Source organism: Bifidobacterium colobi (genome assembly GCF_018555455.1).
In the GTDB taxonomy this organism is placed as follows: domain Bacteria; phylum Actinomycetota; class Actinomycetes; order Actinomycetales; family Bifidobacteriaceae; genus Bifidobacterium; species Bifidobacterium colobi.
Genome location: NZ_JAFEJU010000009.1, coordinates 1 through 25,824, shown reverse-complemented (window position 1 = coordinate 25,824; position 25,824 = coordinate 1). Strand labels below are relative to the sequence as shown.

Here is a 25,824-nt window from a genome sequence, read left to right as displayed (position 1 = left end):
AGTGGAAGGCAATACACCAGGGGAGGGCTGAGATGGCACAGCAACAGCGCAAGGCAACCGATCGCGTACGTCTGGCGGACGTGGCGGACGCTGCCGGCGTGGCCATCTCCACCGTCTCCCGCGTATTCAGCAATCCTGACCGCGTGAACTTCCAAACCGTGGAACAGGTACGCGCAGTCGCCGAACGCCTCGGCTACCGGCCGAATCCTCGCAAGCATCATAGTGCTGCCGCTGCTGCTGCAGTGCCGGAGCGCTCGCCAATGCAGCCGCAGCCGTCGCCGACCATGCCAACTGCCGACGATACCGCCGCGCACTCCCGCAGCAGTTCTGCCTACACGACTAACCCTGCTAGCTCTGCCTACTCTGCGAACCCTGCCAGCCCTGCCAACTTCGCCCACTCTGCCAGCCAAAGCCGCTCAACCACAGCTGTGAGCACGTCCACCAGCGGCGGAGTCATCGCACTCGTAGTCAAAGACACCACCGACGGCATCTCCTCGCAGATCTTGAAAGGCGCGCAGATCGCCGCCATGGAATCCGGCAGTGCGGTGGGTTTGATTGAAGCCGGCCAATCCCAACCGCGCACGCAACAGTTGCTCACCCATCTGATCGGCAAGGTTGACGGCGTGATTCTCGCCACCGATTCGCCCGGCATCGACTTCATCCGCAACTACGCCAAGCGTGTGCCGCTTGTAGTGCTGAATCGTCCGGTGGATGGCGTGCCCAGCGTGGTGCCTGATCCTCGCATCGGCGTGGTACGCGCGCTGACCATGCTGCGCCGCGCCGGCCATACCGCAGTCACCTACGTATCCGGCACCACCTCGTGGGCCAATCAGTCGCGCTGGTCCTGCCTGCACGATGTCGGCCAGCGCATGGGCCTGCGCATGAACCATATCGGACCAGTGCGCCCCACTGTCGAGGGCGGCTATCAGGCGGCGCTCGCGCTTGAGAATTCCAAACCCACCGCAGTCATCACCTATAACGATCTGATTGCGGCCGGCATTGTGCTGCGTCTGACTGCGGACGGCGTGCGCGTGCCGGACGACGTGTCCGTCATCGGTTTCGATAACACGCTGATTGCCCCGGTGGTGACTCCGCCGATCACATCGATTCGTATTCCGCGCGATCTGTTGGGGCAGACTGCGGTGCGACTGCTGCTCGGGCGAGAATCCGGCGCGGTGCGAAATCCCGCGGATGCTCAGCTGATGGAACAGTTGAAGGATCTGGGTGTGCGCAATGAGGACGAGCAGTCCGCCAATGTGACTTTGGTGGACACGTCGATTATTGTGCGCAGGTCCGTAGGGGAGAGGCGGGCGCAATGAGCGACAGCAAGCGTGAAACACTGCGTGAAACCGGTCGCAGCAGTCGTGAAACAGTCCGTGAAACATTGCATGAAACCAGCCGTGGCGCACAGTCGGAAGCAGACAGCCAAGCGCTGAGCCAAGCCCTGCATGAGCCCGGCGTGCGCAAAATCACCCTGCGCAACGCCATCGGCTTCGGTATCGGCGACTTCTACGGCGGCGGCCAGCTCACCATCATCGCCGCCTACCTGTCCCTGTTCTGGACCACGTTCTGTGGCATGTCCATCGCCACCGCGCAGTCAGTCATCGGCCTGAGCGCACTGATCAGTGCAGTGGCCGCGTTGCTGTTCGGGGTATTCGACGACAATCTTTACCGCTACACCATCGGGCTGCGTTTCGGCCGCCGCCGCTTCCTGCTCATGATCATCGGTCCGATGCTGCTGGTCGGTGTTTTCCTATGGATACCGGGGCTGCCGCTCGCCGCCTACGCCGCGGTGTACGTGTTCTGGGTGATTCTCGCGCAACTGTTCCAAACCGCCTACAATCCGCTGCCCGGCGAAATGACGCCCGACTTCAACAGTCGCACGAAACTCTCCACCGTGCGCATGTTCATCTCCACCGGTGCGGCCACGCTGATTCCGCTCGCCGGCAGCGCCGTGCTCGCCATTTTCGGCGAACGCACGCCCGCCGGCTACATGATCTTCACGATTACCACGACGGTACTGTTCGCGCTCGCCGTATTCGCCTGCTGGCGCAGCACATGGGAGATGAGTCCGGAAGCCGCGGGATTCGGCGCGTATGCGCGTGGTGAGAAACATGAAGGGCCGATTGGCGCGCGCGGATGGCTGCGGCGCGCAGGCAAAGTGCTGCGCGAATACGCCACCACGTTGCGGGTCAAGGAATTCCGCAAGCACCTGTCGATCTATCTGCTGGTGCAGGTGTCGATGGACGTGTTCGGGCAGACGTTCGTGTTCTTCGTGGTCTACGACTGGAATCACACGGCCGCGTTTGCCTCGCTGCTGCTCGGCTGCACGGCCATCTCCCTGCCGCTCATGCCGGTATTCGGCTGGGCGATGACGCGCATTGGGCCCAAACGCCTGTATGCCATCAACTTCATCGGCTGCCTGATCGGCGTGGCATGGATGTTCGCCGCATGGATGCTGGTCGGCGTGCTGCCGGGCGTGGTGTGGACCATTGCCACCGTAGTGGGTGCACTGTGGTTCTTCGCGTTCAAATCCTTGTGCGGCTACCTGCCGTGGGCCGTGTTCCCGTACATTGCAGACATCGACCAGATCATCACCCGCCGATACCGTTCCGCCACATTCGCCGGCATCCAAGCCTCGTTCCGTCAGCTCGGCTCAGGCATCGGCACCATCGGCGTGGGCCTTGTGCTCGGCGCAGTCGGATTCGACGCCACACTGCCGCAGCAGAGCATCGCCGCCAAAATCGGTTTGGGTGCGGTGCTGCTCGGCTGGTTCGCCTTCGCCATGATCATCTGCTGGATTATCTCCGCGCACCTGGTGATCAACAAACACACTGATTCCGTGGTGTTGGCTGAGATTACGCGACTGCGCAACGGCGGTGCGCGCAACGAGGTAGACGCGGAAACCCGCGGCATCGTCGAACACCTGACCGGCCTGCCATACGAGCAATGCTGGCGGTAATAGCTGAGGTTCTGGGGGTTCCGGGGTGTTCCCGAATTTCTCTCACTGACTGTTAGTCAGTGAGAGAAATTCGGGAACACCCCGATACACTGGAGCATCATGAGCAAGCATCACCGCGACCGCAGCTGGGCGCCGGCACCCGAGCCGCTGCCCGAAGACATCCAAGTCATCGATAACCACACGCACGTGGCCTCCGTAGTGCCATTCGCGCGCGCCATGGACCATGAAGCGCAGGCCAAAGGACAGGCTCCCGTACCTGTCTACGATGTGGACCAGCTGCTCGCGCAAGCACAAGCGGTCGGCGTTGGGGGTATTATCGACTGCGGTTGCGAGCTGCCGCACCTGATGACCGCCGTGCAGATGGCCATCGATCATCCAGGTAATGTGCACGCGGCGCTCGCAATACACCCCAACGAAGCCGTGCTCCACGGGCATCGCGGGGTTCCCGGGCCGGACGGACTGCCCCTGAAATACAAGCCTTACCATGACACGAGTTTCGAGGATGCGCTCGCCGAAGTGCATCGTCTGGCCACGCACTACCCCGAGCAGGTGGTGGCCATCGGCGAGACCGGCATGGATCTGTTCCGCACCGGCGAAGGCGCCAAGGAACTGCAGCGCGAGGCGTTCCGCGCGCATATCGCGCTCGCCAAGGAGCTGGGCTTGCCGATGCAGATTCATGACCGCGACTCGCATCGCGAAGTCATCGAAACCCTGCTGGCGGACGGTTCTCCCGAGCGCACGGTGTTCCACTCTTACTCAGGCGACGCTGAAATGGCGCAGATCGCGCGCGAGCAAGGCTGGTACCTGAGCTTCTCCGGTACCGTGAGCTACAAGGGTAACGATGGCATCCGCGAATCGTTGCGGATTGTTGGGCTCGACCATGCGATGGTGGAGACTGATGCGCCATATCTGACGCCTGTGCCGTACCGCGGTCGCACCAATGCACCGTATATGATTCCCTACACACTGCGGGCCATGGCTGATGCGCTGGATGTGTCGATTGTCGAGGTGGCTCGCGGCACTCGTACCACTACTCGCGAGGTGTACGGCATCTAAACTGCGACGTGTGCGCGCCGTCGCATCGGATTCCGGGGATTACGTCGAAATAGGCCCGTTTTCATGCCCCTAAACGACGGATTTCGGGGAATCCGGCAAAAAAGAGGGTGTATGCGGGGTGTGTCGTGACGGATTTCGGGGAATCTAGCGCGGGCGGGTAATTAGGCATGCTGCCCTGTTTTTGCGAGTTGCGAAGAAATCGCAACGGCGCTACCATATCGTTCGATATTGCAAGCAGAGCATGAATGTGAACTCGCGGGATGAAGTTGGGGCCCGTGTATGGAGGACTGAACGTATGGTTGAGTCGAGCAAACAATCTTCGCGCGCCCGAAAACAGAACAATCACACCGACGGCGAAACCAGCACCCAAGCTGAAGCCAGTAATCAAGCCAAACCATCCCGTCAGCCTCAGTCTGGTGAACCAGCCAAACCGAGCAATCAAAACAATCAAAACAATCAAAACAATCAAAACAATCAAACCGCGCCGGCGAAACCGGCCAAACCGTCCAAACCGGCCAAGCAACCCAAGCAAAAGCTGCCCAATGCCAAGCGCGCAGCCGCCAGCAAATCAACCCAAGCCGAGCAGATAGCCAAAACCCTGAAGCAAGAGGAAGCCGCACTCCTCCGCGCCGACACGTACACCAAAGCCCCGAAAGTCTCCCGCCGCACGCTCACCAAAGAAGAGCGCGAAGCTCTCGCCAAACAGCGCGAGGCCGAAAACAAGGAGGCCGAGAAACTCGCCTTCACCGCGTCCAAGGGTCGCATCGGACGCTGGTGGGCACGCCTGCAATCTGGGCCGAACAAGATCACCTGGGGCATGGCCATCGTGGCGCTCGGCGTGGTGTACGGCGACATCGGCACCTCGCCGCTCTACACCGCGCAAACCTTCCTCTCCGGCCAGGGCGGACTCGGCAATGTGGACCGCACCGCGGTGCTCGGCATGCTGTCGCTTGTCTTCTGGTCGATCACGATGATCACCACCGTCAAATACGTGCTCATCGCCATGAAAATCGATAACAATGGCGAGGGCGGCATCTTCGCGCTGTATTCGCTGATTCGCCGTCACGGCGCATGGCTTGCCATCCCGGCCATGCTGGGAGGCGCGGCCTTCCTCGCTGATTCGGTGCTCACGCCGGCTGTCTCCATCAGCTCCGCAGTCGAAGGTCTGCAAACCCTGCCTCCGCTCGAGCGGCTCTTTGACGAGAACCCCAGCCTGACCCTGATGATCACCGTGGTCATTATTGTGGTGCTGTTCTCCGTGCAGTCGCGCGGCACCGAATCCATTGGCCGCGTGTTCGGCTCGATTGTGCTCGTCTGGTTCAGCTTCCTCGCCGTAGTCGGCCTGTTCAATCTTTCCAATGATTGGACCGTGTTCGAGGCACTGAACCCGATCTACGGCATCCAATTCCTGTTCAGTCCGCATAACGAAGCCGGCATCGCACTGATGGGTACCGTGTTCCTCTCCACCACCGGCGCCGAGGCGCTCTACTCCGACATGGGCCATGTGGGCCGCGGCAACATCTACTTCACCTGGCCATTCATCAAAGTGGCGCTCGTGTGCAACTATTTCGGCCAAGGCGCATGGATGCTCGCCAACAATCGCAACCCCGAATACACCACGATGAAAACGCTGAACCCGTTCTTCCAGATGATGACGCCGAACGTGCGTTACATTGCCGTGGTGCTTTCCGTGACCGCCGGCGTGATCGCCTCCCAAGCCCTGATCACCGGCGCGTTCACGATGGTCTCCGAAGCCACGCGCCTGAACTGGATGCCGCATCTGCAGGTGCGCTACCCGGCCCGCACGCGCGGCCAGCTGTACATTCCGGTGGTCAACGGCGTGCTGTGCGCCTCCACGCTGATGGTGCTCGCCATCTTCAAGGATTCCGAACACATCTCCGCCGCATACGGATTGGCGCTCACCATCACAATGATCACCACCACCGTGCTGCTCGGCGTGTACCTGTGGTATGCCGGCCGCCACTTCGGCGCACTGCTGTTCACTGTGGTGTTCCTTGCCATCCAGGTGATGTTCTTCATCGCCTCGATGGCCAAATTCCTGCACGGCGGCTGGTTCACCATGCTGCTCACGCTTGGCATTCTGTTTGTGATGTATACGTGGAACGAAGGCACCAAGCTGGAACGTGCGCAGCGCCGCCATATGCGCCCGGCTGATTTTCTGCCCGCGCTCGACAAGCTGCACGGTGACTTCCGCATCCCGTACTTCGCGGACAACATCGTCTACCTGACTTCCGACGCGGAAACCAAGCGACTCGACACCGACATCTTCTTCTCCATCTTCGCCGACCATCCCAAGCGCGCCCGCGCATGGTGGGCAGTGAGCGTGGAAACGACCGACGATCCGTTCACGCGCGAATACTCGGTGGAGAATTTCGGCACCAGCTTCCTGTTCCGCGTGCGCATTCGCTTGGGATTCAAGGTTTCCCAGTCGATTCCGGCCTACATTCATCAGATCATGCACGACCTGTCCAAAACCGGCGAACTGCCCAAGCAGCAGTCGCTCTACCCCAAGGTGGACGCGGATCCGGATATCGGCACGATTCGCTATGTGCTGATTCACAAGGCGCTGATGCCGGAATCCAAAGTGTCCGCGCGCGGTGCGTTCCTGTTGCAAGCCAAGTATGCGATTCGCCATATGGCCGGCTCGCCGGTCAAATGGTTCGGTTTGGCACCGTACAATCCGCTGATTGAAGTCCAACCGCTGTTCGTTTCCACGCGCCGGCCTCCGCGACTGAAGCGCACGGATCTGATGCGTTCGGTGCCGCTGCCCTCAAAGCGCAAGGCCGATCCGGCTGCGATTCCAAATCCGCTCGACACCACCACCGGGCTTGGAGAGTTGGTGAAGCAGGTGGAATCCACGATGGATTCGGCAGATGCCGCGGGCGGACGTGCGGGCTCGAAGCACTCCGGCAAATCCGATTTCACCCAGGCCGACGTGACCATCGTGTCCCGCATGATTCGTCCCAAGCGCCACTAATACGCTCTATAAGCAACTCCTATAACGGCCTCCGCACGTCGCTGAGTTGCGCCGGTAGATTGTCATACTATGTGCAGATTACTGGGATACGCGACGGCAGGTACCGACCTGAGTCTCAACGACATCCTCGGCGTGAAGAACGTCGAGGACTTCCGCGACCTCTCGGAAATCCACAATGATGGTTGGGGCGTGGCGCAGCTCGCCACTCCTACCGAAACCCCGTACGTGCGCGATGGTGGCGCTCCCTCGCCGGAAACCGGCGTCAAAATCTACAAGTCCACGGTCGCCGCACGCTTCGACAGCACGTTCGGTGCTCTGGCCGCTCAGCCGGCACGCGGCGCCATCTGGCACCTGCGTCTGGCCAGCTCCAATCTGCCGCTCATCATGGAGAACCAGCATCCGTTCTATGCCAACGGACTGAGCTTTGTGCATAACGGCGATATCTCCGACGCCAACGGTCGCAACATTGTGACCAACCGCTCCTACCCAGTGGATCACAGCGTGCTGCTCTCCACCGGCGGTCGCTCCGATTCCGCAATCTTCTTCGCGGTGATTCTGGAATACATCGGCTTCGGCTTCCCCCTCGACGAAGCGGTGGCACAGGCGGTGCGCGAACTGCGTCAGGCCTACCCGAAGTCCAGCTACAACTGCATCATCCAGTCCGAAGACCAGATGGTGGCACTGTGCGCGGCCGGTCGCGAGAAGACCAGCCCGCGCATCGTGGAAATCTATGACGAGTACGGCCGCGGCGCTCAGGCCGCCGACTACCGTGTGATGCGCTACCGTGCGCTCACCGACGCGGACGGCAAGCAGACCGGCGTGGTCGTGAGCTCATCCGGTTACGACCAGAACGGTTGGACCGAACTGGAAAACGATCAGATGATCGTGGCCTCCAACCGCAACGGCACCTTCCGCCTCCGCTCCATCTGAATCCGCGCCCGCTTTGCGCGCCCTGCGCTTTCGCGCACTCCCGCGCGTCCCGCGCCCCGTGAGCGCGGCCCGCGCGTCCCGTGAGCGCGGCCCGCGCACCCCGCGCCCAATAGGGCCAGATTCCGGGAAATCCGCCGTGAAACGTATCGTGAAACGCCCCTTTTGCGCCGCAATCCCCGGAATCCGCTGCAAAAGGGGCGTTTCTGCGACGCAATCCCCGGAATCCGGCAAGGAAGGTGGGGACGGGCGGCAGGGCGCAAATCATGCGCAGACCGTGCACAGACCGTGCACAGACCGTGCACAATCACATGCACAGGCCATGCACAGGCCATGCGCAGGCCGTGCGCAGACCGTGCGCAGACCACGCTCAGACCATGCGCATATGGTACTTTTCGGCCAGTGCGGGAATATCCGGCACACCGTACTTGGCCACCAGCTCCAGCCAGCGCTGCTTGTTCTTTTCGCCGTATCGCGCGGCTTTGGCGGTATAGGCATCCACTTGCAGGAACTTCGGCGGTGTGGACTTGCTGTGGAACTTGTCGGCATACATCACCACTTCCTGCTCCAGATTCACCGGCACATAGTCATCCGGCGGCAGCGGCAGGTCCTGTGCGATCACGGCCTCACGATTCAAGCCCACACCCGTATGATTGCGCGCGAACTGGGCGATCGACTCGTCCACGCCTTCGCTCAGGAGGTACTCGTAGCCTTTGAGCCCGTGCAGAATATATTTCTTGCCGCTGAACTTCAACGGTTCGCCGTCGGTGCCGTCATGCTTGAACACTTTGTAGGTGCCGATGTCGTGCAGCAGGCCGCCGATAAGCACCAGATGCTCGTCCAGCAGCCGCGGTGGCACTTGGCCGCCAGTCACGCCGTCGGGGGAGGGAACCAAGGATTCGCCGCCGGCCGGCAGCGTGCAACGGCGCGTAAACAAAGCGTTCTGCCGGCGTACTATCTGGCAGCCGATGGTCGCCACAATCACGCAATGCGTATGCACCAGATCGTACGCCTCCTGCGAGGGGGCAATCTTCTTGTGCAGTTCGTCAATCTGCTCCAGCGTGGGAATATATCCGCTCATGATGCGCAGCTCCAGTCCTCCATAAGCCTAACTACACCCCAGATTAGCGCGTAGGCCGGCTCTACCAGTTGCAATACGGCTTTGAGCGTGACTATCTCGCTTACAAGGGGTTGATTTCCGTCTTCCAGAACGTCTAACTGCTCTACAAGGGGTTGTTGAGGGCATGTATGCGCCGTATACAAGCCCTCAGCGCAACGTTATTCCGCCATTCTTGAGAGCTGTCTACTTGGCGAGGAACCCCTTGTAACGCAGATAGACCTTCCGCCAAGCACGAATCAACCCCTTGTAACGCAGAAAGCGGGGTGAAGACCACTTTCTTGGGCCTTCACCCCGCTATTCATCGGGTGCCGCGGGAAAATGCGCTGGTTTCACACCTCAAACAGCGTGTCCGCAGCCTCGGCAATCTCGCGCGAAGCGGTCAGCACGATCACGCAGTGCTTCGGATCGCCGCTGTGCGCCAGCTTGGCCAGTGCGGCGAACACGGTCACCGTGTCGTCGTCGTTCAGGTCACGCGTCGGCTCGTCCAAAATCAGTACTTCGGCTTCGGCGCTGATGGCACGGGCAATGGCCACCAGACGCTGCTGCACTTGCGGCAGCTTACCCACGGCCGCGCCGGTCGTGGCTTCGGAGAAGCCCACTTTGGCGAGCAGTTCGCGCGCGATCACCGGCTTGGGCTTGAGGAAATTGCGGTTGGAGGCTTCCATGGCGTAGAGCACATTGTGCTCGGCATCCAGATATGGCTGAACGGCATGCAGTTGCGGCACAATGCCAAGGCGATGTCCGCGCAATTCCACCGGTTCCAGCTCGGCGATATTCGCACTCTTATTCATCACCGCGCCGGAGGTCGGCTGCACGAGACCGGTCATGACACCCATCAGCGCACGACGCTTGGCGTCCGCGGTCAGACCGGAATCCGCGTCATCGCTGATGAGCACGGCGTATGCGTGACCGGCATAGCAGGCGAACTCCACGTTATCGAGCACGTTGACCTTGCCCTTGGCGCCCGCCAGCGTGACCTTGTTCAACGCAAACGTGGGGTAGGTTTTCAGCAGCACGTCGTCCGCACCGCCGCCCACCAGCACGCGATCGATGCGCGATGCCAGCGTCATGGCCGGTTCGGCTTTGTGTGACTTGTCCTCGCGCGCGGCCAGATCGTTCTTCGGTTCGGATTTCGCCAGTCCCAAGGTTTCGTTCACATGTTTGGCATTGCGCTCGGTGACTGCGGCGGATGCATCGGCAGAAGCCTTTGCCTCCGCTTCGGCTTCGCTGGGCTCAGCTGCAGCGTCTGCGGTGCCGGCCGCAGACGCCGCATCGGCAGACGCAGCGCCGTCAGCTTCGCCGGTCGGTACGGCGGCGACTGCCTCAGGATCGGTTACGGCTGATTCCTCGGCGGCAGCCAGACTGCTGTAAATGTTGTCCGCTGCGCCGGCTGCGGCGTCGCTGACTTCGGCATCGTCTGCATCCTCGTCATCGTCAAACATGACGCTGAATTGGATGGAGTCGGCGGGCGCTGGCTTGATGGCATCTGCGGCAGACTCCGCAGCAGCCTCAGCATCCGCCGCCTTGGCGTCGAGCTCCTCGGACTGCTGCAGGTTCTCCTGATCCTTGACGTTCTTGTCATTGTTCTTCTCGCTCATGCCTTGGCCTCCGCATCGTCGTTGGAATCAGCTTCAATCGTTTCGGTTTCGCTCACCGAACCCCAGTCGCCGTCGGCGGCAAAGAGCTTGTCGGCGCGGAAGAACGCCAGTCGCAGCGCGGCGAGGATGGCGAGCACCAGGATGGTACCCAAGCCGCCCCACACCATATTCCAGATGAGCGAGGAGGAAGCGGTGACTTCGTGGCCGGTGAACAGGGCTGCGGCAAGCGGCTTGGTGGCAAAGATGCCGCCGACCAGGCCGATCACATAGAACGGCAGCGTGGTGAAGAAGACCTCGAGCATGAACTGCCAGCCCAAGCGCCCGCGGGAGACGCCGGAGACCAGCGCCATGCCGATTTCGTCGTCGCGCTTCGGACCCCATACGCCGACGAGCACCAGCGCGAGCAGCAGCACACCGCCCACAGCCAGCAGCACAATGGTGCTGGTCTTCACGTTGGCGGCCACGGCATCCATAGACTTGAGCGACTGAACATACGCCTCAAGCGAGGGGGAGGACACCGTGTAGCCGGAGGCAGGCAGCTTGGACTTCTTGAAAGTGGCGACCAGCTTCTTGTAGGAGGCGGAATCCGTAACGTTGAACACCACGTTCAGATCCGGCACCTGCCAGCCGGAGACGGAGGAGTCGCCGGTCTGCGGGTCAAGTCCTGCCTTGGCGAAGGTCTGGTAGTTGGTGAAGATCGCGTTCTCGCGGTTGCGGGCAGTCACCACCGGATTGTCGGCGTCGGCTGCGGCCGTGTATTCGTAGATGCCGCGCACGGTGAGCTCCGCGGTTGTGGAAGCATCGGAGGCTGCGGCCACTTTGAACTTGCTGCCAACCTTCAGGTTGTTGGCCTTGGCGAATGCGGAGGAGACCAGTGCGCCGGTGGTGTCTGGGTTGGAGGACTGATTGTTGTAGCTCAGGTTCTTGCCGCTCACGATCTTGAAGGTGCCGAGATCGCTGGCCGAGGCCGCGTCCTTGGTCCAGAAGGCGCGCCAGATGAGCTGGCCGCCGGTCTTATCGTCGGAAGCGGAACCGAGCTTATCGCCGCTCACGGCCTTGAGATCACCGGAAACGCGCGCCGGCACGGTTTCGGTGACCGTGAAGTCGAGCGTCACGCCGGCCTGCTGAATGATGGTGGCGTATTCGGTGTAGTCCGTCCAAGTCATGTAATGCTTGGTGGATGCCGAATCGCTGGGGGAGACCTTCTTCCATGCGGCGGCGCTTGGACGAATGGCCAGTGTGGCCTTCTGCACGTCGTAATCATCGGTGTGCGCGGTGTGATTTTCCTGCACGATGGCCAAGCCGGCAACTGTGCCGAATGTGACCACGAGTGCGATAATCGCGGTGAGCGCCGTGCGCCCCTTCGAGCGCATCATCGCTCGCCATGCGTTGCTGAGGACGAACATGTGTGTACCTCTCCCGTTCTCCTAAGCCGAAACTCTCTGGCTTGCAGCGATGTATCTACGCTGCGAGCCGAATCATTCGAACTTCTCGAAACTCATCAATACGAACTCCACTATTATTGCGCTTCGTGACCGTTGTCTTGCGCATTACTGTTATACCTCTCAATGAAGTCTGAAAGTACTCTGATAATCGATGGTCGCGATTGACGGTTGCGCATGCGGCGTCAACAACTGATCGCGGAACCGCCGCCAAGCTACCATCCAATTTCGAAGATTCAGCCCGTATTCGGCATATTTCCAATGGTTTCAAGCCGTTCTGCTACACTAACCAACGACGTATAAGCAGACACCTGAGGTAGTGAGGGTGGCGCGTCTTCGGGCAGTGAGACAAGCCCCCACCAATCAGGAAGGTAGTGATTATGGCAAAACGCAGGGCACATGAAAGTCATCCAATTCCGAATCTTGGATGGCAGAGGGTGCAAGGGCCGCATCATACCGCGGCATACCGTGTGAGCCATAAGGTTGCCAAGGGCATTGCGCTGGCTGTGATTGCCGTGCTCTCGTTCGTGGGTACGTTCGCTGGAGTGACGTGGGCGGATATCAGCAACACGGTGAGCAATCAGTCTGTCAAGATGATTGTGCAGAAGTCCAACGGCAAGAAGGTTGATATTCTGCCGGTGGATCCGTATTCGAATACGCCGATCAACATTCTGCTCATCGGCCAGGATTCGCGCGATGGCGACACGAACAGCGCTATTGGCGGTGGCGATGAGGTCGGTGTGCATAACTCCGATACGCTGCTGGTTCTGCAGATTGCCGCGGATCGTTCGTTCATCAACTTGGTCTCGCTGCCCCGCGATTTGATGGTGTCCACTCCGGGTTGCGAAACCTCCAACGGTACGATGTATGCGCAGTCCTCGGTGATGATTAATTCCATCTTCCCAAACGCTTACGCGCAGGGCGGCGACGTGGCTTCCGCCGCCAGCTGCACAGTGAACGAAGTGAATTACCTCAGTGGTCTGAACATCCAGCAGTTCATGGTGGTGGACTTCGGCGGTTTGGTTAATATGATTAACGCTGTGGGCGGTGTGGATGTGTGCATTCCTACTCCTATGCAGGATGACTACACCGGCTTGAATCTGGCTCAGGGTATGCAGCATCTGGATGGTATTACCGCGACGCAGTATGCGCGTACGCGTCACGCCACTGGTACCGATGGCTCGGATACTATGCGTACTACTCGCCAGCAGTACTTGATTAAACGATTGATAAAGACTGCGTTCGATAAGAACATGCTGACGCATTCCGCCCAGCTCTACCAGCTTGCTAAGGCTGGTCTGGAGTCGGTGCAGATGAGCGAAGGTTTGGCGAATACCACTACGCTGGCCGGTCTGGCCGCCAGCATGAAGAGCTTCGACATGAGTCACTTGTATTCGCAGACCATCCCGGTGGTGCCGTGGACTCAGGATGCCAATCGTAGCCAGTTCGCCGATGGTGCCGATGCCGTGTGGGAGAAACTGCGCAATGCTCAGCCGCTGGTGGATTCCGCCAACACGGGCACTGCCATCAACACCAACAATTCTTCGGATTCGGATAGCTCTTCCAGCTCGGACAGCAAGAAGAAGAGCACCAAGAAGAAGTCCGATAGCTCCAGCTCCTCGGATTCTTCTTCCACCGACAGCACCGACAGCTCCAGCACGGATTCCAGCTCCACCGACTCCTCCACGCCGACCACAAACGAGGACGGTTCCACCTACGATCCGGCTACGAACACCACCAAGCTGGCGGACGGCACCATCATCGATCGTGAGACCAACGGCATCATCGACCCGGAAACCGGTGCGATTCGCAGCCAGACCACCGGCCAGTTCATTGGCTTGGCCGCGCGTTACATCGAAGTCACCTACTGCGGTGTGAAGTACTGATCGCAGTGCTGATTGATCCGGTGAAGAGCCGCGAACCATGACGCGCATCGCTCCTTGTCTTGCACCAATCCAAGCAAGACAGGGAGCGTTTGCATCAGTAGACGCATACAAGCACACCACACAGGAAATCCAACGTAGAACAGCATGAGCAAACGCAATAGTTACGTAGAAATGCTACGAGTGCTCGCCATAGCGGGTATCTCGGTGTTCCACGTCTTCCAGCCGTGGTTCGCTGCCACTGCTGTAGCCACGCCGATTGATCAGCTGTCTCCTGAGAATCAAGTGATAGCCAGCAATCCGCTGGCGATGCTGTTGCTGGGTCTGATTGCACTGCTCGGCGCCACCGGCAATCACATGTTCTACATGATTTCCGGGTTCTATTTGGTGCCGTCCGCCGCCCGCAAGTCGCACACCATGACCAGTGCTGAGTATTGGCGCGAGCAGTTCGCTGCCACTGCCCGCCGCGCACTGATTATTGTGCTTTCGGTCCTGTTCTATATCGCCGTTTGCTATGTGATTAATGTGTTCGTGACGGTGCCGGAGATTGGCACTGTGGTGTGGTGGAGCTACGGGCTTGAATTCGTGTGGCTCTATTTGGTGTTTGTGGTTATTGCACCGGTGTTCGCTTGGATTGTTGAACGCGCGAATCCGCGCGTGCTGTGGACGTTGATGGTGATTGCGCTGGTTGTGGTGTTTGCTCTGAACCTGTACATTGCGTTCATCAATCCGCAGGATACCGCGCGAGGCTTGAGTGATTGGCGCAAGCAGATGAGCGCGGTGACGTATCTGGTGTCGTTCCTGTTCGCTGGTGTAGTGGGTGTGGACGTGCGCAAGGCTGGCGGGCTGGGGCGTGTATCGGCGCAGGCATGGCGTCGCGCGGCGACCGCGCTGGCATTGCTGGTGCTGCTTGTGGAAGCGGTGCTGGTTGTCTTGGATGAGCGACAGCTGATGATGGCATTGTCGTATAAATCAACGTCGCTGATCTCATTCCTCGGCGCATGGTTTGCATTGATGATTGCAACGGCTGCTCATGGGAACGGCGAAGCAGACGTGGCTCACAGTGCACGCAGCATGCCTGAGAACATCGCGCGCTGCATTACTGCGGTGGCGTCCGGCATTCTCGGCTTCTATATTGCCCAATCGCTGCTGGGCGGCATCTGGCATACACAGTGCACGGCAATCATGAAGGGATTACTGCTGCAAGGCAATGCGTGGAGCCTTGCGGCTGCGTTGACTTTTGGCGTACTGTTCGCGCTCGCATTCGTGCTGCTGGTCACTATCTTCGATTACGTCACTCGCCAGCCGCTGCTCCGTCTGTTGCGTTTGCGTTCTATTACACGCGCGTAAGCGCACAATAATGCAAGCATTCTGCGTGTATGTGACTGGTGGCATGCGCGCTATCAGGGTGCGATTGTAGAGTGGGCTGTGGTTGTGTGCCGGCATCGTGGGGAATACCGCGACTGCTCGGTCAGGATAATTCGTGAATTCAAGCTCTGGCATGGTCGTTGGCTGTGACTGGAGCGATAGAAGTATAAGAAGAAGAGGGCCTGTAATGGCGAAAGCGAACATGAGCAAGCGCATGCACGCTGGCTTCAGGAATGCTGTGGCATCGGTTGTGTCCGTTGCCGTGCTTGGCGCACTATGCACCGTACCGGCGTATGCGCTGAGTGATACCAATCTGGATGAGTCGTCGAGTCAGTCTGCTGGCGCAAGTACGGCAACGAATGCTGGCACTGCGACGAATGCGGGCACCGCACAGACCGGTACTGCGCAGTCGCAGCTGAAGACTCAGGCCATCAAGGACGAGTCCTCCTCCGATGCCATGCCGAGCAATCCGAATGCCGCATTGCCCGACAAGGTTGCCGCGAACATTGCCGATAGCGACACCGTGGTTTCCGAAGACTACGCGGTGAGTGACAATGGCGAGCTGAAGGATATCGAAACCGGTAAGACCGTCACCGATCCGAAGCTGGTGGGTACCAAGGATAAGCAGCCGGATCCGCTGGCTAAGACGGATGGCGAGTCGTTCATCCCGGTTGAGGCCAGCGAGGTGAAGCAGAAGGTCGCCGAAGTCAAGGGCGATGCCGCGGTTGAGGGGGATTCGGCTACGTCTGATTCTGCTGATTCCGCCGGTAATGCAGCAGGTACCGATCAGTCGAACGGAACCGATGCAGGGCAGTCCGGTACCGAGGGCAGCAGTGCAGCTGGTACTGCTGGTGCTGTGAGCGATAAGTCCGCAAAGTCCAGCAAGTCCACAAAGTCGAACGTCAAGCTTGCATCGCTACAGAACAATGGCTACGGCGCGCACTGGGGCACCTACAACGGTACCGCCGCCTTCTATGACGCGAACAACAACCTGTTCGTGCAGCAGGCCAAGGGCGTGGTGGATGTTTCCGTATTCCAGGGAGATATCGATTGGCAGGCCGCCAAGAACGCCGGTGTGGAAGGCGCGATTATCCGTATCAGCTTCGGCGCAGGCAATGGCTTCGATGCCAAGGCGCTACGCAACATCAGCGAATGCAAGCGCCTGGGTATTCCGTTCGGCGTGTACACCTATTCGTACGCTGAGAACTCTTCAGTTGCCGCCGAAGAGGGCAATGACATTGTGAACCTGCTGCGCCAGGCCGGCGTGAGCCCGGGCGACCTGAGCTACCCGGTGTATTACGACCTTGAACGCTGGACGTGGGCAGGCCACGCGCCGCCCACCGACCCGAACGTGTACGAAGGCATTGTGAACACCTGGTACAGCAAGCTGCAGGCTGCCGGTTACAACAATCTTTCGGTGTACTCGTACACCTCGTACCTCAATTCCGCACTCAACAAGGCCAGCATCCACGCCAAGACTCGTTGGGTGGCCCAGTATGGCTCCACGATGGGCTTCACCAACTGGTCCACCAACGATCGCGGCTGGCAGTACACCAGCGGTGGCTCGGTGGCCGGCATCAGCGGCCGAGTGGATCTGAATGCGTTTGGGTACAAGGAATATCACGCCAATTATGATGTGCGTGGGTTGGAGAAGCTCTTTGTTCCTAAGGGAACTTATTACATCGACTCGGTGAAGAAACTGGATTCATCGGTGTCGATTGACGGTAAATCTTCGGACTCTGGAGCGGTCACAGATTTGCAATCCGGAGATTCATCATCTGCGCATTTCCAACTGATTCCGCAGGATGATGGTTCATACGAGATTGTGAACGAGAAGTCTGGCTTGGCATTGGACGTATCCGGCGGTAATGCCTTTAATAGGGCTGTTGTTCACCAATGGGAACGTAATAATACAACTGCTCAACGGTGGTGGCTTCGCTCGGCTACTTCAGGTGGCGTGTTTATTCAGTCCGCTTTGGGCAACTGGGTCTTGGATTTGACCTCTGGCAACACCACAGATGGCACGGTAGTGCAACTGTATGAGCCGAACGATTCAGAGGCTCAGCATTTCGTGGTGACTTCGGCTACCGCGAAAGTTCCCTCGAATCCGGTCCGTCTCACTTCAGGCGGTGAAGAAAACCGTACGCTCGGCATTGCGAACGATTCATATGATGATGGTGCGAAAGTGCAGTTGCAGGATTGGACTGGCTCGGATTCGCAGCTCTTCAAGTTCAGCCGAGTAGGCAAGGGCCTCTACGAAATACGAAACCTGAACTCAGCGAAAGCTATTGAAGCGGCTTCGGGTGGTACCGCAAAAGGTACTGCGGTTCGTCAGTGGACCGCCAATAACACCATTGCACAGCGCTGGGCCATCTACGATTCGTCTGCTGGTGGTGTTGTGTTGGTGAGTGCGAAGTCTGGTCGTGTGGTTGATGTGCCCAGTGGCAATCTCTCAGCAGGTACGATAGTCCAGTTATGGAATGCCAATGGCACGGTAGCCCAGATGTGGAAGACTTCCACTTCGCAATCAACTCATGGCGGTTTAGTGCGTCTTTCTGGTATTGGTCGGTATGAGACGGCTAATGCGGTTGTGGCTGCCGGTTTTGAGAAGTCGGATTGGGTCGTAATTGCTTCCGGAGAAACATATCCGGATGCCCTATCCGCTTCGGCTTTGGCTGGTGCGTTAGATGCTCCAGTGCTGCTATCTCAGCCGGATGCTTTACGTGATGATTTAGCAGACCGAATTCGATCTCTAGGCGCGTCGAAAGCGGTATTAATCGGCGGTGAAGGTGCGCTATCCAGTACTTTGGAATCTCAGGTGCGAAACTTGGTGTCCTCTCATTCAGTATATAGATTCGGGGGCGAGACTCGATATGACACTTCTCTAAGTATATTGAGAGATGCTCCGGCCAAACTTGGTATCTCGTGGTCTAAGGATAAGACTGCGATAATTGTAAGTGGGGAAAGCCCATATGACGCATTATCGATTTCCTCTCTTGCCTGGAAAAAGAAACAGCCCATTGTCCTGACGGGGCTTGACGGTTTGGAAACGCGTACGTTGAATGTTCTGCATAAAGAAGGTTTTAAGTCCGCACTACTTATTGGAGGTAAAGGCGTAGTCCCGATTACCGTTGAGCAACAGCTATACTCGATGAACCCTGTACGACTTGGCGGTCAGACCCGTTATGAAACATCCTTAGAAGTAGTGAAGTATGCTCAAGAAAACGTTTTTCTTAGGACGAATGGTGCGGTCTTTGCTTCTGGCGAAAACTATCCTGATGCCCTAGTTGGTGGTGCGTTGGCAGGGAAAACGGGAAATGTTCTTGCTTTAGTTAGTGATGGTGATATGAGTTCGGCGACAATAGACTTTATTGCAGATAAACAGAATGCCGGGAGCACAGATACAGCGTATGTGTTAGGTGGTGCTGGAGTGCTGAGTGCAAGTACAGAAATAAGTATTGCAGCCAAACTCAATAAACACATCCAATAACCGGTAATAACTGAATGAGAGAAGAATGATGAAGTATCGCAAATTGATTGCCGGCATTGTATCGGTCGCTCTTGCGTCTACTCTAGGATTAGCACAAACCGCTGGAGCTATTGAGTATCCGAACGTCGAATCCGTGAATGACACTTCATCAGACGGCATTTCACAGGTCACAAAAAACCATACTCCTAAAACCGAGAAGACATCGTTTTCGTCTTCGGAAGACGATCAGAGCATCGCTCCGTATTCATTGGACGAGAATGAATCCAGCTCCGAACCGAAGAATGATGCCACGCCTTCATCAACTGGAGTGATAACCGCATCAGCTGACCTCTCTGGCCTTGCTACGGTGGGAGTTACTTGGAAGCAGCAGGATATGAGCGACCACAGCAAGGCGCCATCATACCGACTGCGCACCTTCCAGAACAACAAATGGGGCGACTGGGTGGAGTTGCCATCCGTGGATGAAGACGCCGATGTGATGGGCGTGAGTGCTTCATACTACGTGGGCAACGCCAGTAAAGTGGAAGCCGAACTGACTCCGGTTGACGGCCAGACGCTTTCCGAAGCAAAACTCGTAACTGTCGATTCCGGCTACTCTGCCGGCAATGCACAAAGCTCTGCGTTTAAGGATGCCAACGGCAGTACCAAGCATGTGGCAAAGTCCGCAGTGCTTACCGATAAGACGACGGCTAAAACGCAGCAAACTGCTGCCGTTACCGCTACCGGTACGATTCATACCCGCGAAGAATGGTGGGTGAACGGTAATCCTGCAATGACCTGGTCTCCGGAGCGAACCGGACATTGGAAAGGTGCCATCGTGCATCACACCGTTGACCGCAACAACTATTCCCAGGCTGAAGTACCAGCCATGATCAACGGCATCTACGTCTTCCATAATGTCACACGAGGCTGGGGTGATATCGGCTACCAGATTATCGTGGATCGCTTCGGCGGCATCTGGGAAGGGCGCGACGAAGGCGTTCCCAACCAGATTGTGCCCGCCAGCCAAGTTGCCGGTGCTCAAGCATACAGTTTCAACTACGACACCTTCGGTGTAGCACTACTCGGCAGCTACCATCTGAGCGAAGCTCCAACGGATGCGCAGATTCGTTCCACCGCTGCGGCTATCGCATGGGAATTTGATGCCCTTGGCATCAGTGACCCGTATGGTACTTTCCAATACTTGGGAACACAGGCGCGCATCACCGGCCATGGTGACCACAGCCACGGTTCGGCCAACAACACCGCATGCCCGGGTCAACAGGTGTGGAACCGTATGGGAACGATTCGTGATCTAGTGAAGAGCTATCTGAACGACGTTACGCATTTGCCTGCGCTCTCAGTCGGTTCTGGCACGTTCTATATCGATTCCGCAAAACAGCTCGAATCATCGTTACAGGCGGAAAACGGTTCCACGGCTGAAGGTGCTTCGATTCGTCTGCAATCCGGTACCAAGGATGCGATGGGCTTCGAGTTCAACCAGCAATCCGATGGTTCGTACGAGATTGTGAATAAGAAATCAGGTCTGGTGCTTGGCGTGAAGGATGAGAAGGCCTCCAATGGCGCTGCTGTGCAGCAGCAAAGCCGTAATAACAAGACATCTCAACGGTGGTGGCTGAGGACTGCTAACACCGGCGGTGTGTATATCCAGTCCGCTTTGGGCAACTGGGTCTTGGACTTAGTGTCCGGCAACACTCAGGATGGCACGCTCGCGCAACTCTATGAACCGAATGGCACGCAGGCGCAGCAGTTTATTGTCGCGTCCGCGACAGCGGCGATACCTAAGAATCCAGTGCAATTGACATCGGTTGCCGATGTCAAGTTATCGGTCGGCATTGCCGATGCTTCTTTTGATGCAGGTAAAGCTGTCCAATTACAAAACACTGATAGCTCAGATGCGCAGTTATTTGCGTTCAATCAAGCGGGTAACGGTGTATATAGCATTATCAACTTGAATTCCGGCAACGCTGTAGAGGTCGCTTCAGGTGGTATGACAAGTGGCACCGCTGTTCGTCAGTGGACACCTAATGGTACTTTGGCGCAATTGTGGGCACTACGAGATGCCGGAAATGGGCAACTTGGACTGGCTAATGCCAAATCTGGGTTAGTTCTCGATGTCCCGCATGGGAAACCTGGCAATGGAGTTGCCCTGCAAATATATAGTTCCAATGGAACCGTTGCGCAATCATGGATTGCCAAGTCCGTTGAGTCCTCTCGTGGTGTAGTAAAACGGCTTTATGGCCAACTGCGTTACGACACTGCTGATGCTGTGATCGATGCAGGATTCAAGCAATCTCGGTGGGTGGTCATCGCATCCGGTGAATCATATCCGGATGCACTGGTTGCGTCTGCAGTCGCAGGGGCATTGAAGGCCCCGGTGATGTTGTCTGAACCAGACTCATTGGATAATTCCGCAGTAGATCGTATACGACAGCTGGGCGTAACTAAGGCGGTATTTATAGGCGGACAAGGGGTACTATCCACAAGATTGGAAACACAAGTAAAAAACTTAGTTTCTGAGCATCAGGTGATTCGTTTTGGTGGTGCAACTAGATACGACACATCGTTGGACGTGCTGACACGCGCACCGGAACTCCTGAACTTTGAATGGTCGAATACGGTGGTCATGGCGACCGGAGAATCTTACCCAGACGCATTGTCAGCGTCGTCTATGTCATGGGCAATGAGGTCTCCGGTTGTTCTAGTCCAAGATGGGAATCTCGATGAGGAGTTAGCTCAGACAATACTATCTGCGAGGTTTAACCATGCACTTCTTATCGGTGGTGAAGGCGTGATTGCAAAGAATGTGGAAAAGCGTTTAGTTTCACTAGATCCAACACGTCTTGGCGGGGCTGACAGATATGAGACGTCAGCGGCAGTTGCAGAGTATGCGGTCGAAAAGGGCATTCTCAAGACGGACGGAGCAGTATTTGCCACGGGTGAGAATTATCCAGATGCATTAGCTGGCAGTGCTTTGGCAGGTTCAACGGGCAACGTATTGCTGTTGGTTGGTGATTCTTCAACGCAAGCTGTTGATGCAGTTGCTAAGTATCAGACGAAAGGCAATAAAAGTACGGCCTTCATTCTTGGAGGGGAAGGCGTGGTGAGTTGGAAGGTTGCTCAGCATATTTCTACTGCTTTTAATAAGCGCCTTGAATAATGAGGGTGTTGGTGACTGCAACGCAGTACGGTCGCGCGGACAGGTATACAGTTGAGAACTCATATGCGGCCGAAGGTGTTTGCTGGCAGCATGGGTTATCTCGCTACGACATTGGTGGCATCTCAACATTGAAAGTGTTGTATCATCTAAAGGAAACTGATAATAGATAGGAAAATGTAGAAGAATGCTTGACGGTAGGACTGTTTCTCTGGTTATGCCTTGCCGCAATGAGGCCTCGTTCCTCGAGAACCTTATTGATGAGATTCCTGATTTCTTTGACGAGATAGTCTGCGTTAGCAATAAGTCAACAGATAATACTGTTGAAGTTGGCACGCGTATTCAAAAGCATGTACCTCGTTTTAGAATGTTGCAGGATGATCGCACAGCGAATGGTATTGGATACGGTTATGCGCATATGACCGGCATCAATGCAGCAGAAGGCGATATCATCGTATGTGCGGATTCTGATGGCACATATCCTGTTGAAGATGTGCCGCAACTATGGCGCGTGATGCAGGATAAAGGAATAGCATTCACATCCTGCACCCGTTATCCCGATCGGGATATTCCAATGAAGCTCCAGCTGGGAGTTAAGATATTAAATGCTGAAATTGCCTTGCTTTACGGATTGCGTATTCATGATTCGTTGTCAGGCATGTGGATTTTCACCAAGGATGTCGTGGATCAACTCCATCTAACCGAAGGTGATTGGAATCTGTCTCCTCAGATTAAGCTAAATGCGTATGAGGCTTTGGGCACCAGGTTCAAGGAACTGAAGATTACCCAGAGAGTGCGTTACGGAGAGACAAAGCAGAACTATTTTGAAACAGGTATGAAACATCTGTTATGGATTGCAAGAAATAGATTCAAGAAAAGGAACAGCATTCAGCCATGCGTCTGATGTTGCCCGCACTGTGTCAAAGTGATTTTTCGAGTGTCTATGTAGATGTGAATTATTGGCAAGGAGAACCTTTAAATAGTTGACAGACTTCACTAACTCAACCACATGTAGCGTACGATAAAACAGAAGCAATGACAGGGCTTCTTATGGAGCTTTGACATGTTGAAATGAAAATAAATCTGTAGGATATTTAATGTCGCAATTTGACCGATTTCTTGGCATACTAGACAAAAGTGTCACAGTATTGCTTCGGGCGTTATTCCTAGTTTTTTTTAGGTGCTTTGTACTTATTGTCGATATTTACTACATATGATAATCCTGATCAGTATAATCATCTTTTTATTTCAATTATTTCGGCTTTGATTGCTGGAATATTTTGTATTGTGATATTGCGATGGAAGTTGTTTAACGTTTGGATTGATTCAGCTCCCTTAACGCTATGCTATATCGTTTTCCTTTCTACTATCTTTCTTTTATCATTATTGTGGATTTGTCTGGCAAATGGTGATCCAACCTCTGATCAGCTGATGATGTTCAAACAGGCTGATGGGATGCGAAATCGTCTATTATCGCTTGATGAGCAGATATATATAACCCGTTATCCTTATCAGAGCGGATATGTGCTGTTCATCTATATCATGGGTGGATTATTCGGTGCCCATCATTATCTTGTAATTAGACTGTTTAATGCCATAGCGACTTTGTTGTTGGCATTTGCATTATGTCGAGCATCTAAAGTGCTATCTAACGATGAAAATACAGAGAAGCGTTGCATGTTAGTTGTAACGGCGTTTCTTCCCTTGACTTGCTTCGCGCCATTTATATACGGGAACATACCATCTACGGCGTTCGCAGTTATGGCGTGCGTTCATCAGCTAAAGATATCGGTTGATTGTAAAAAATTATCTTCTGTAGTTGTCTACAATGTCGCTGCGATGTTTCTATGGTATTTTCTTGCCATTTGGTTTCGTCCGACTTCTATTATCTTCGTTATTGCTTCTATACTTGTCGCTTTAACTATCGCTATTATCAAACGCAATATTGCTCATGTTGCTGTTGCTGGTGCATGTATAATAGCATACCTGTTGGCGGCTATGCTTCCTGCGATGATAGTTCGTACCTATACGGGTTATCCTGATGACAGTTCGCGAGCGATGCCCAAGGCCGCATTTATAGCTATGGGTCTTCAAGATACTGCGATTGTTCCTGGATGGTATAACGAGTATACCGGAGTTATCTATGATCAGGCAGGTGGCGATTCCGACCGTACAGCTGAATTGGCTATCCAATCTATAAAAGAGCGTGTGGCTGTTTTTGCTCATCATCCACGTTATGCAGCGGGGTTCTTTATAAAAAAGATAGGTGCGATGTGGAGTGAGCCGACCTTTTATTCACTCCAATCCTCAATCATTCCCGATGATGAAAGTGCTGGTCGTCTTCAGCATTTGTTGAATCGAACAAGCGCGCGAAATGTGTACCTTACAATATGCGATATCGTTCAATCTGCTATATATCTTTTAGCTTTCATAGGCCTATTCGTTAAACGTCGAAGCATCACTCTGCAGCAGATGCTGTTTTTCATAATTGCGTTAGGCGGATTCTTGTATCTATCCGTTTGGGAGACTAAGTCCAACTATGCTATGCCTTTCTTCCTTGTGTTGATTCCTTACGCTGCTGTTGCTTGGACAATGTTGACAATTTCTGGAGCAAAACAAACGAATAAGGATCATTCTTCGAGCGGTGAGGCATATAAGATATAGTTGCATAGTTTGTATTGGAAGTTGGATATAAGCTTAACGGGCATTTCAGGAGGTAGAAGATATGTCAGATATATTGTATATCGTTATGCCGGCATATAATGAGTCGGCCAATATTATGGCTACGCTCGCTGAATGGTATCCAATAGTTGAACGTCTTGGGAACCACTGCAGGCTGGTGACTGTTAACGACGGGAGTCGAGATAACACGTTGGAGCTTATGCAGAAATTTGCTGAACAGCATCCACAGTTTGTGCCGTTGGACAAGGCTAATAGCGGACATGGAGGGACCGTTTTATACGCATATCGGTATGCGTTGCAGTCGGGTGCTGATTGGATTTTTCAAACGGACACAGATGGACAAACAAGACCAAATGAGTTTTGGCAGTTCTGGGAGCAACGTCACGAATATGATATGTCCATTGGCAACAGAACCGAACGCGAAGATGGGTTTTCTAGGATTGTGGTGACCAGAATTCTCCGTCTAGTAATCCAGTTGAGGTTCGGGGTGTATATTCCAGATGCCAATACGCCATTTCGTTTGATGAGTGCACAGAGTTTGCGCGAAAATATTATGCTTGTGCCGGATGATTTTAATCTAACAAATGTGCTTCTCTCGGTTATATACATGAAAAAACATCAAAGAGTGTGTTTTATTCCCATCACATTTCGACCGCGTCAAGGTGGTAACAATTCAATTAATCTTAAAAATATATTTGCGATAGGGAAAAGAGCGTTAAAGGATTTTAAGATTCTTATTATTAAGATTGATCAGAATATAAGCGCTTAATGCAAATGCTGTTATATTTGTGGTTGGAACTCAATCCAGTCAACAAAATAATTGACGTTTGTTAGTTTGAGTATGTTGGGGTGTCCAGCATGTCTCATGTGGTTCTTCAAGCGTTGGCATGGGTGTCACTTTACAGTATGTTTGCCAATGACCTTGAGATAATGTTTGGGCTGGTTCTGTCATGCTCTTTTAGAAGTGAATGACAGAACCAGCCCAAATTCTTAGTCTATTTTCTTTGCCGATTCTATTTGACGGTGAGGTTGAGTTTGTCGGCGATGGCGTCGGCGGTGGCGGGGGCGACCACGCCGGTGCCACCGGCGATCCACGCGTGGTCCACGCCGTCCGCGTGCTCGCCCGCGAGCGAGACTGCCG

At 55.5% G+C, this 25,824-nt stretch carries 15 protein-coding genes; 12 read left to right on the top strand and 3 right to left on the bottom strand.

The annotated features are described in order from the left end of the window. Positions 1–32: 32 nt before the first annotated feature. The 5 genes from JS530_RS09815 to JS530_RS09795 all read left to right on the top strand — a co-directional run bounded on the left by JS530_RS09815 (position 33) and on the right by JS530_RS09795 (position 7,946). Entirely contained in the window at positions 33–1,319 is a 1,287-nt protein-coding gene (locus tag JS530_RS09815) for a LacI family DNA-binding transcriptional regulator (RefSeq protein WP_214376988.1), read from the top strand. Further along, on the top strand, positions 1,316–2,962 hold the full coding sequence (locus JS530_RS09810) for an MFS transporter (RefSeq protein ID WP_214376987.1): 1,647 nt from the start codon (positions 1,316–1,318) through the stop codon (positions 2,960–2,962). Before JS530_RS09815 ends, JS530_RS09810 begins: the two co-directional genes overlap by 4 nt. Positions 2,963–3,061: 99 nt before the next feature. Continuing rightward, positions 3,062–4,018 carry a TatD family hydrolase gene (locus tag JS530_RS09805; RefSeq protein WP_214376986.1) on the top strand — a complete coding sequence of 319 codons (957 nt, stop codon included), beginning with the start codon at positions 3,062–3,064 and terminating at the stop codon, positions 4,016–4,018. Positions 4,019–4,313: 295 nt separating this feature from the next. After that, complete coding sequence (locus JS530_RS09800; RefSeq protein ID WP_342590072.1) at positions 4,314–7,016, top strand: KUP/HAK/KT family potassium transporter; 2,703 nt, start codon at positions 4,314–4,316, stop codon at positions 7,014–7,016. A gap of 69 nt (positions 7,017–7,085) precedes the next feature. Then, positions 7,086–7,946 (top strand): class II glutamine amidotransferase, encoded by an 861-nt coding sequence (locus tag JS530_RS09795; protein WP_214376985.1) that lies wholly within the window; start codon positions 7,086–7,088, stop codon positions 7,944–7,946. A 367-nt stretch (positions 7,947–8,313) separates the two neighbouring features. Here JS530_RS09795 and JS530_RS09790 read toward each other — a convergent pair whose 3' ends face one another. The 3 genes from JS530_RS09790 to JS530_RS09780 form a co-directional block, all read right to left on the bottom strand. Beyond that, entirely contained in the window at positions 8,314–9,024 is a 711-nt protein-coding gene (locus JS530_RS09790) for an HD domain-containing protein (protein ID WP_214376984.1), read from the bottom strand. Between the two features lie 368 nt (positions 9,025–9,392). Then, on the bottom strand, positions 9,393–10,661 hold the full coding sequence (locus JS530_RS09785; RefSeq protein WP_214376983.1) for an ATP-binding cassette domain-containing protein: 1,269 nt from the start codon (positions 10,659–10,661) through the stop codon (positions 9,393–9,395). Then, positions 10,658–12,067 carry an ABC transporter permease gene (locus tag JS530_RS09780; protein ID WP_214376982.1) on the bottom strand — a complete coding sequence of 470 codons (1,410 nt, stop codon included), beginning with the start codon at positions 12,065–12,067 and terminating at the stop codon, positions 10,658–10,660. Before JS530_RS09780 ends, JS530_RS09785 begins: the two co-directional genes overlap by 4 nt. Before the next feature lie 416 nt (positions 12,068–12,483). Here JS530_RS09780 and JS530_RS09775 point away from each other — a divergent pair, with 416 nt between their 5' ends. The 7 genes from JS530_RS09775 to JS530_RS09745 all read left to right on the top strand — a co-directional run bounded on the left by JS530_RS09775 (position 12,484) and on the right by JS530_RS09745 (position 25,452). Continuing rightward, positions 12,484–13,989: an LCP family protein gene (locus tag JS530_RS09775; RefSeq protein ID WP_214376981.1), complete on the top strand. Its 1,506-nt coding sequence runs from the start codon at positions 12,484–12,486 to the stop codon at positions 13,987–13,989. Between the two features lie 144 nt (positions 13,990–14,133). Beyond that, entirely contained in the window at positions 14,134–15,336 is a 1,203-nt protein-coding gene (locus tag JS530_RS09770; RefSeq protein ID WP_214376980.1) for an acyltransferase family protein, read from the top strand. 475 nt (positions 15,337–15,811) lie between these two features. Then, a complete protein-coding gene (locus JS530_RS09765) occupies positions 15,812–18,844 on the top strand; it encodes a cell wall-binding repeat-containing protein (protein WP_342590071.1) in 3,033 nt (1,010 codons plus the stop codon). 25 nt (positions 18,845–18,869) lie between these two features. Further along, positions 18,870–22,004, top strand: coding sequence for a cell wall-binding repeat-containing protein (locus tag JS530_RS09760; RefSeq protein ID WP_214376978.1), 3,135 nt, complete (start codon positions 18,870–18,872; stop codon positions 22,002–22,004). A gap of 184 nt (positions 22,005–22,188) precedes the next feature. Beyond that, positions 22,189–22,905: a glycosyltransferase family 2 protein gene (locus tag JS530_RS09755; protein ID WP_214376977.1), complete on the top strand. Its 717-nt coding sequence runs from the start codon at positions 22,189–22,191 to the stop codon at positions 22,903–22,905. A gap of 290 nt (positions 22,906–23,195) precedes the next feature. Next, positions 23,196–24,665, top strand: coding sequence for a hypothetical protein (locus JS530_RS09750; RefSeq protein ID WP_214376976.1), 1,470 nt, complete (start codon positions 23,196–23,198; stop codon positions 24,663–24,665). Positions 24,666–24,726: 61 nt separating this feature from the next. Beyond that, a complete protein-coding gene (locus JS530_RS09745) occupies positions 24,727–25,452 on the top strand; it encodes a glycosyltransferase family 2 protein (RefSeq protein ID WP_214376975.1) in 726 nt (241 codons plus the stop codon). Positions 25,453–25,824 lie beyond the last annotated feature (372 nt).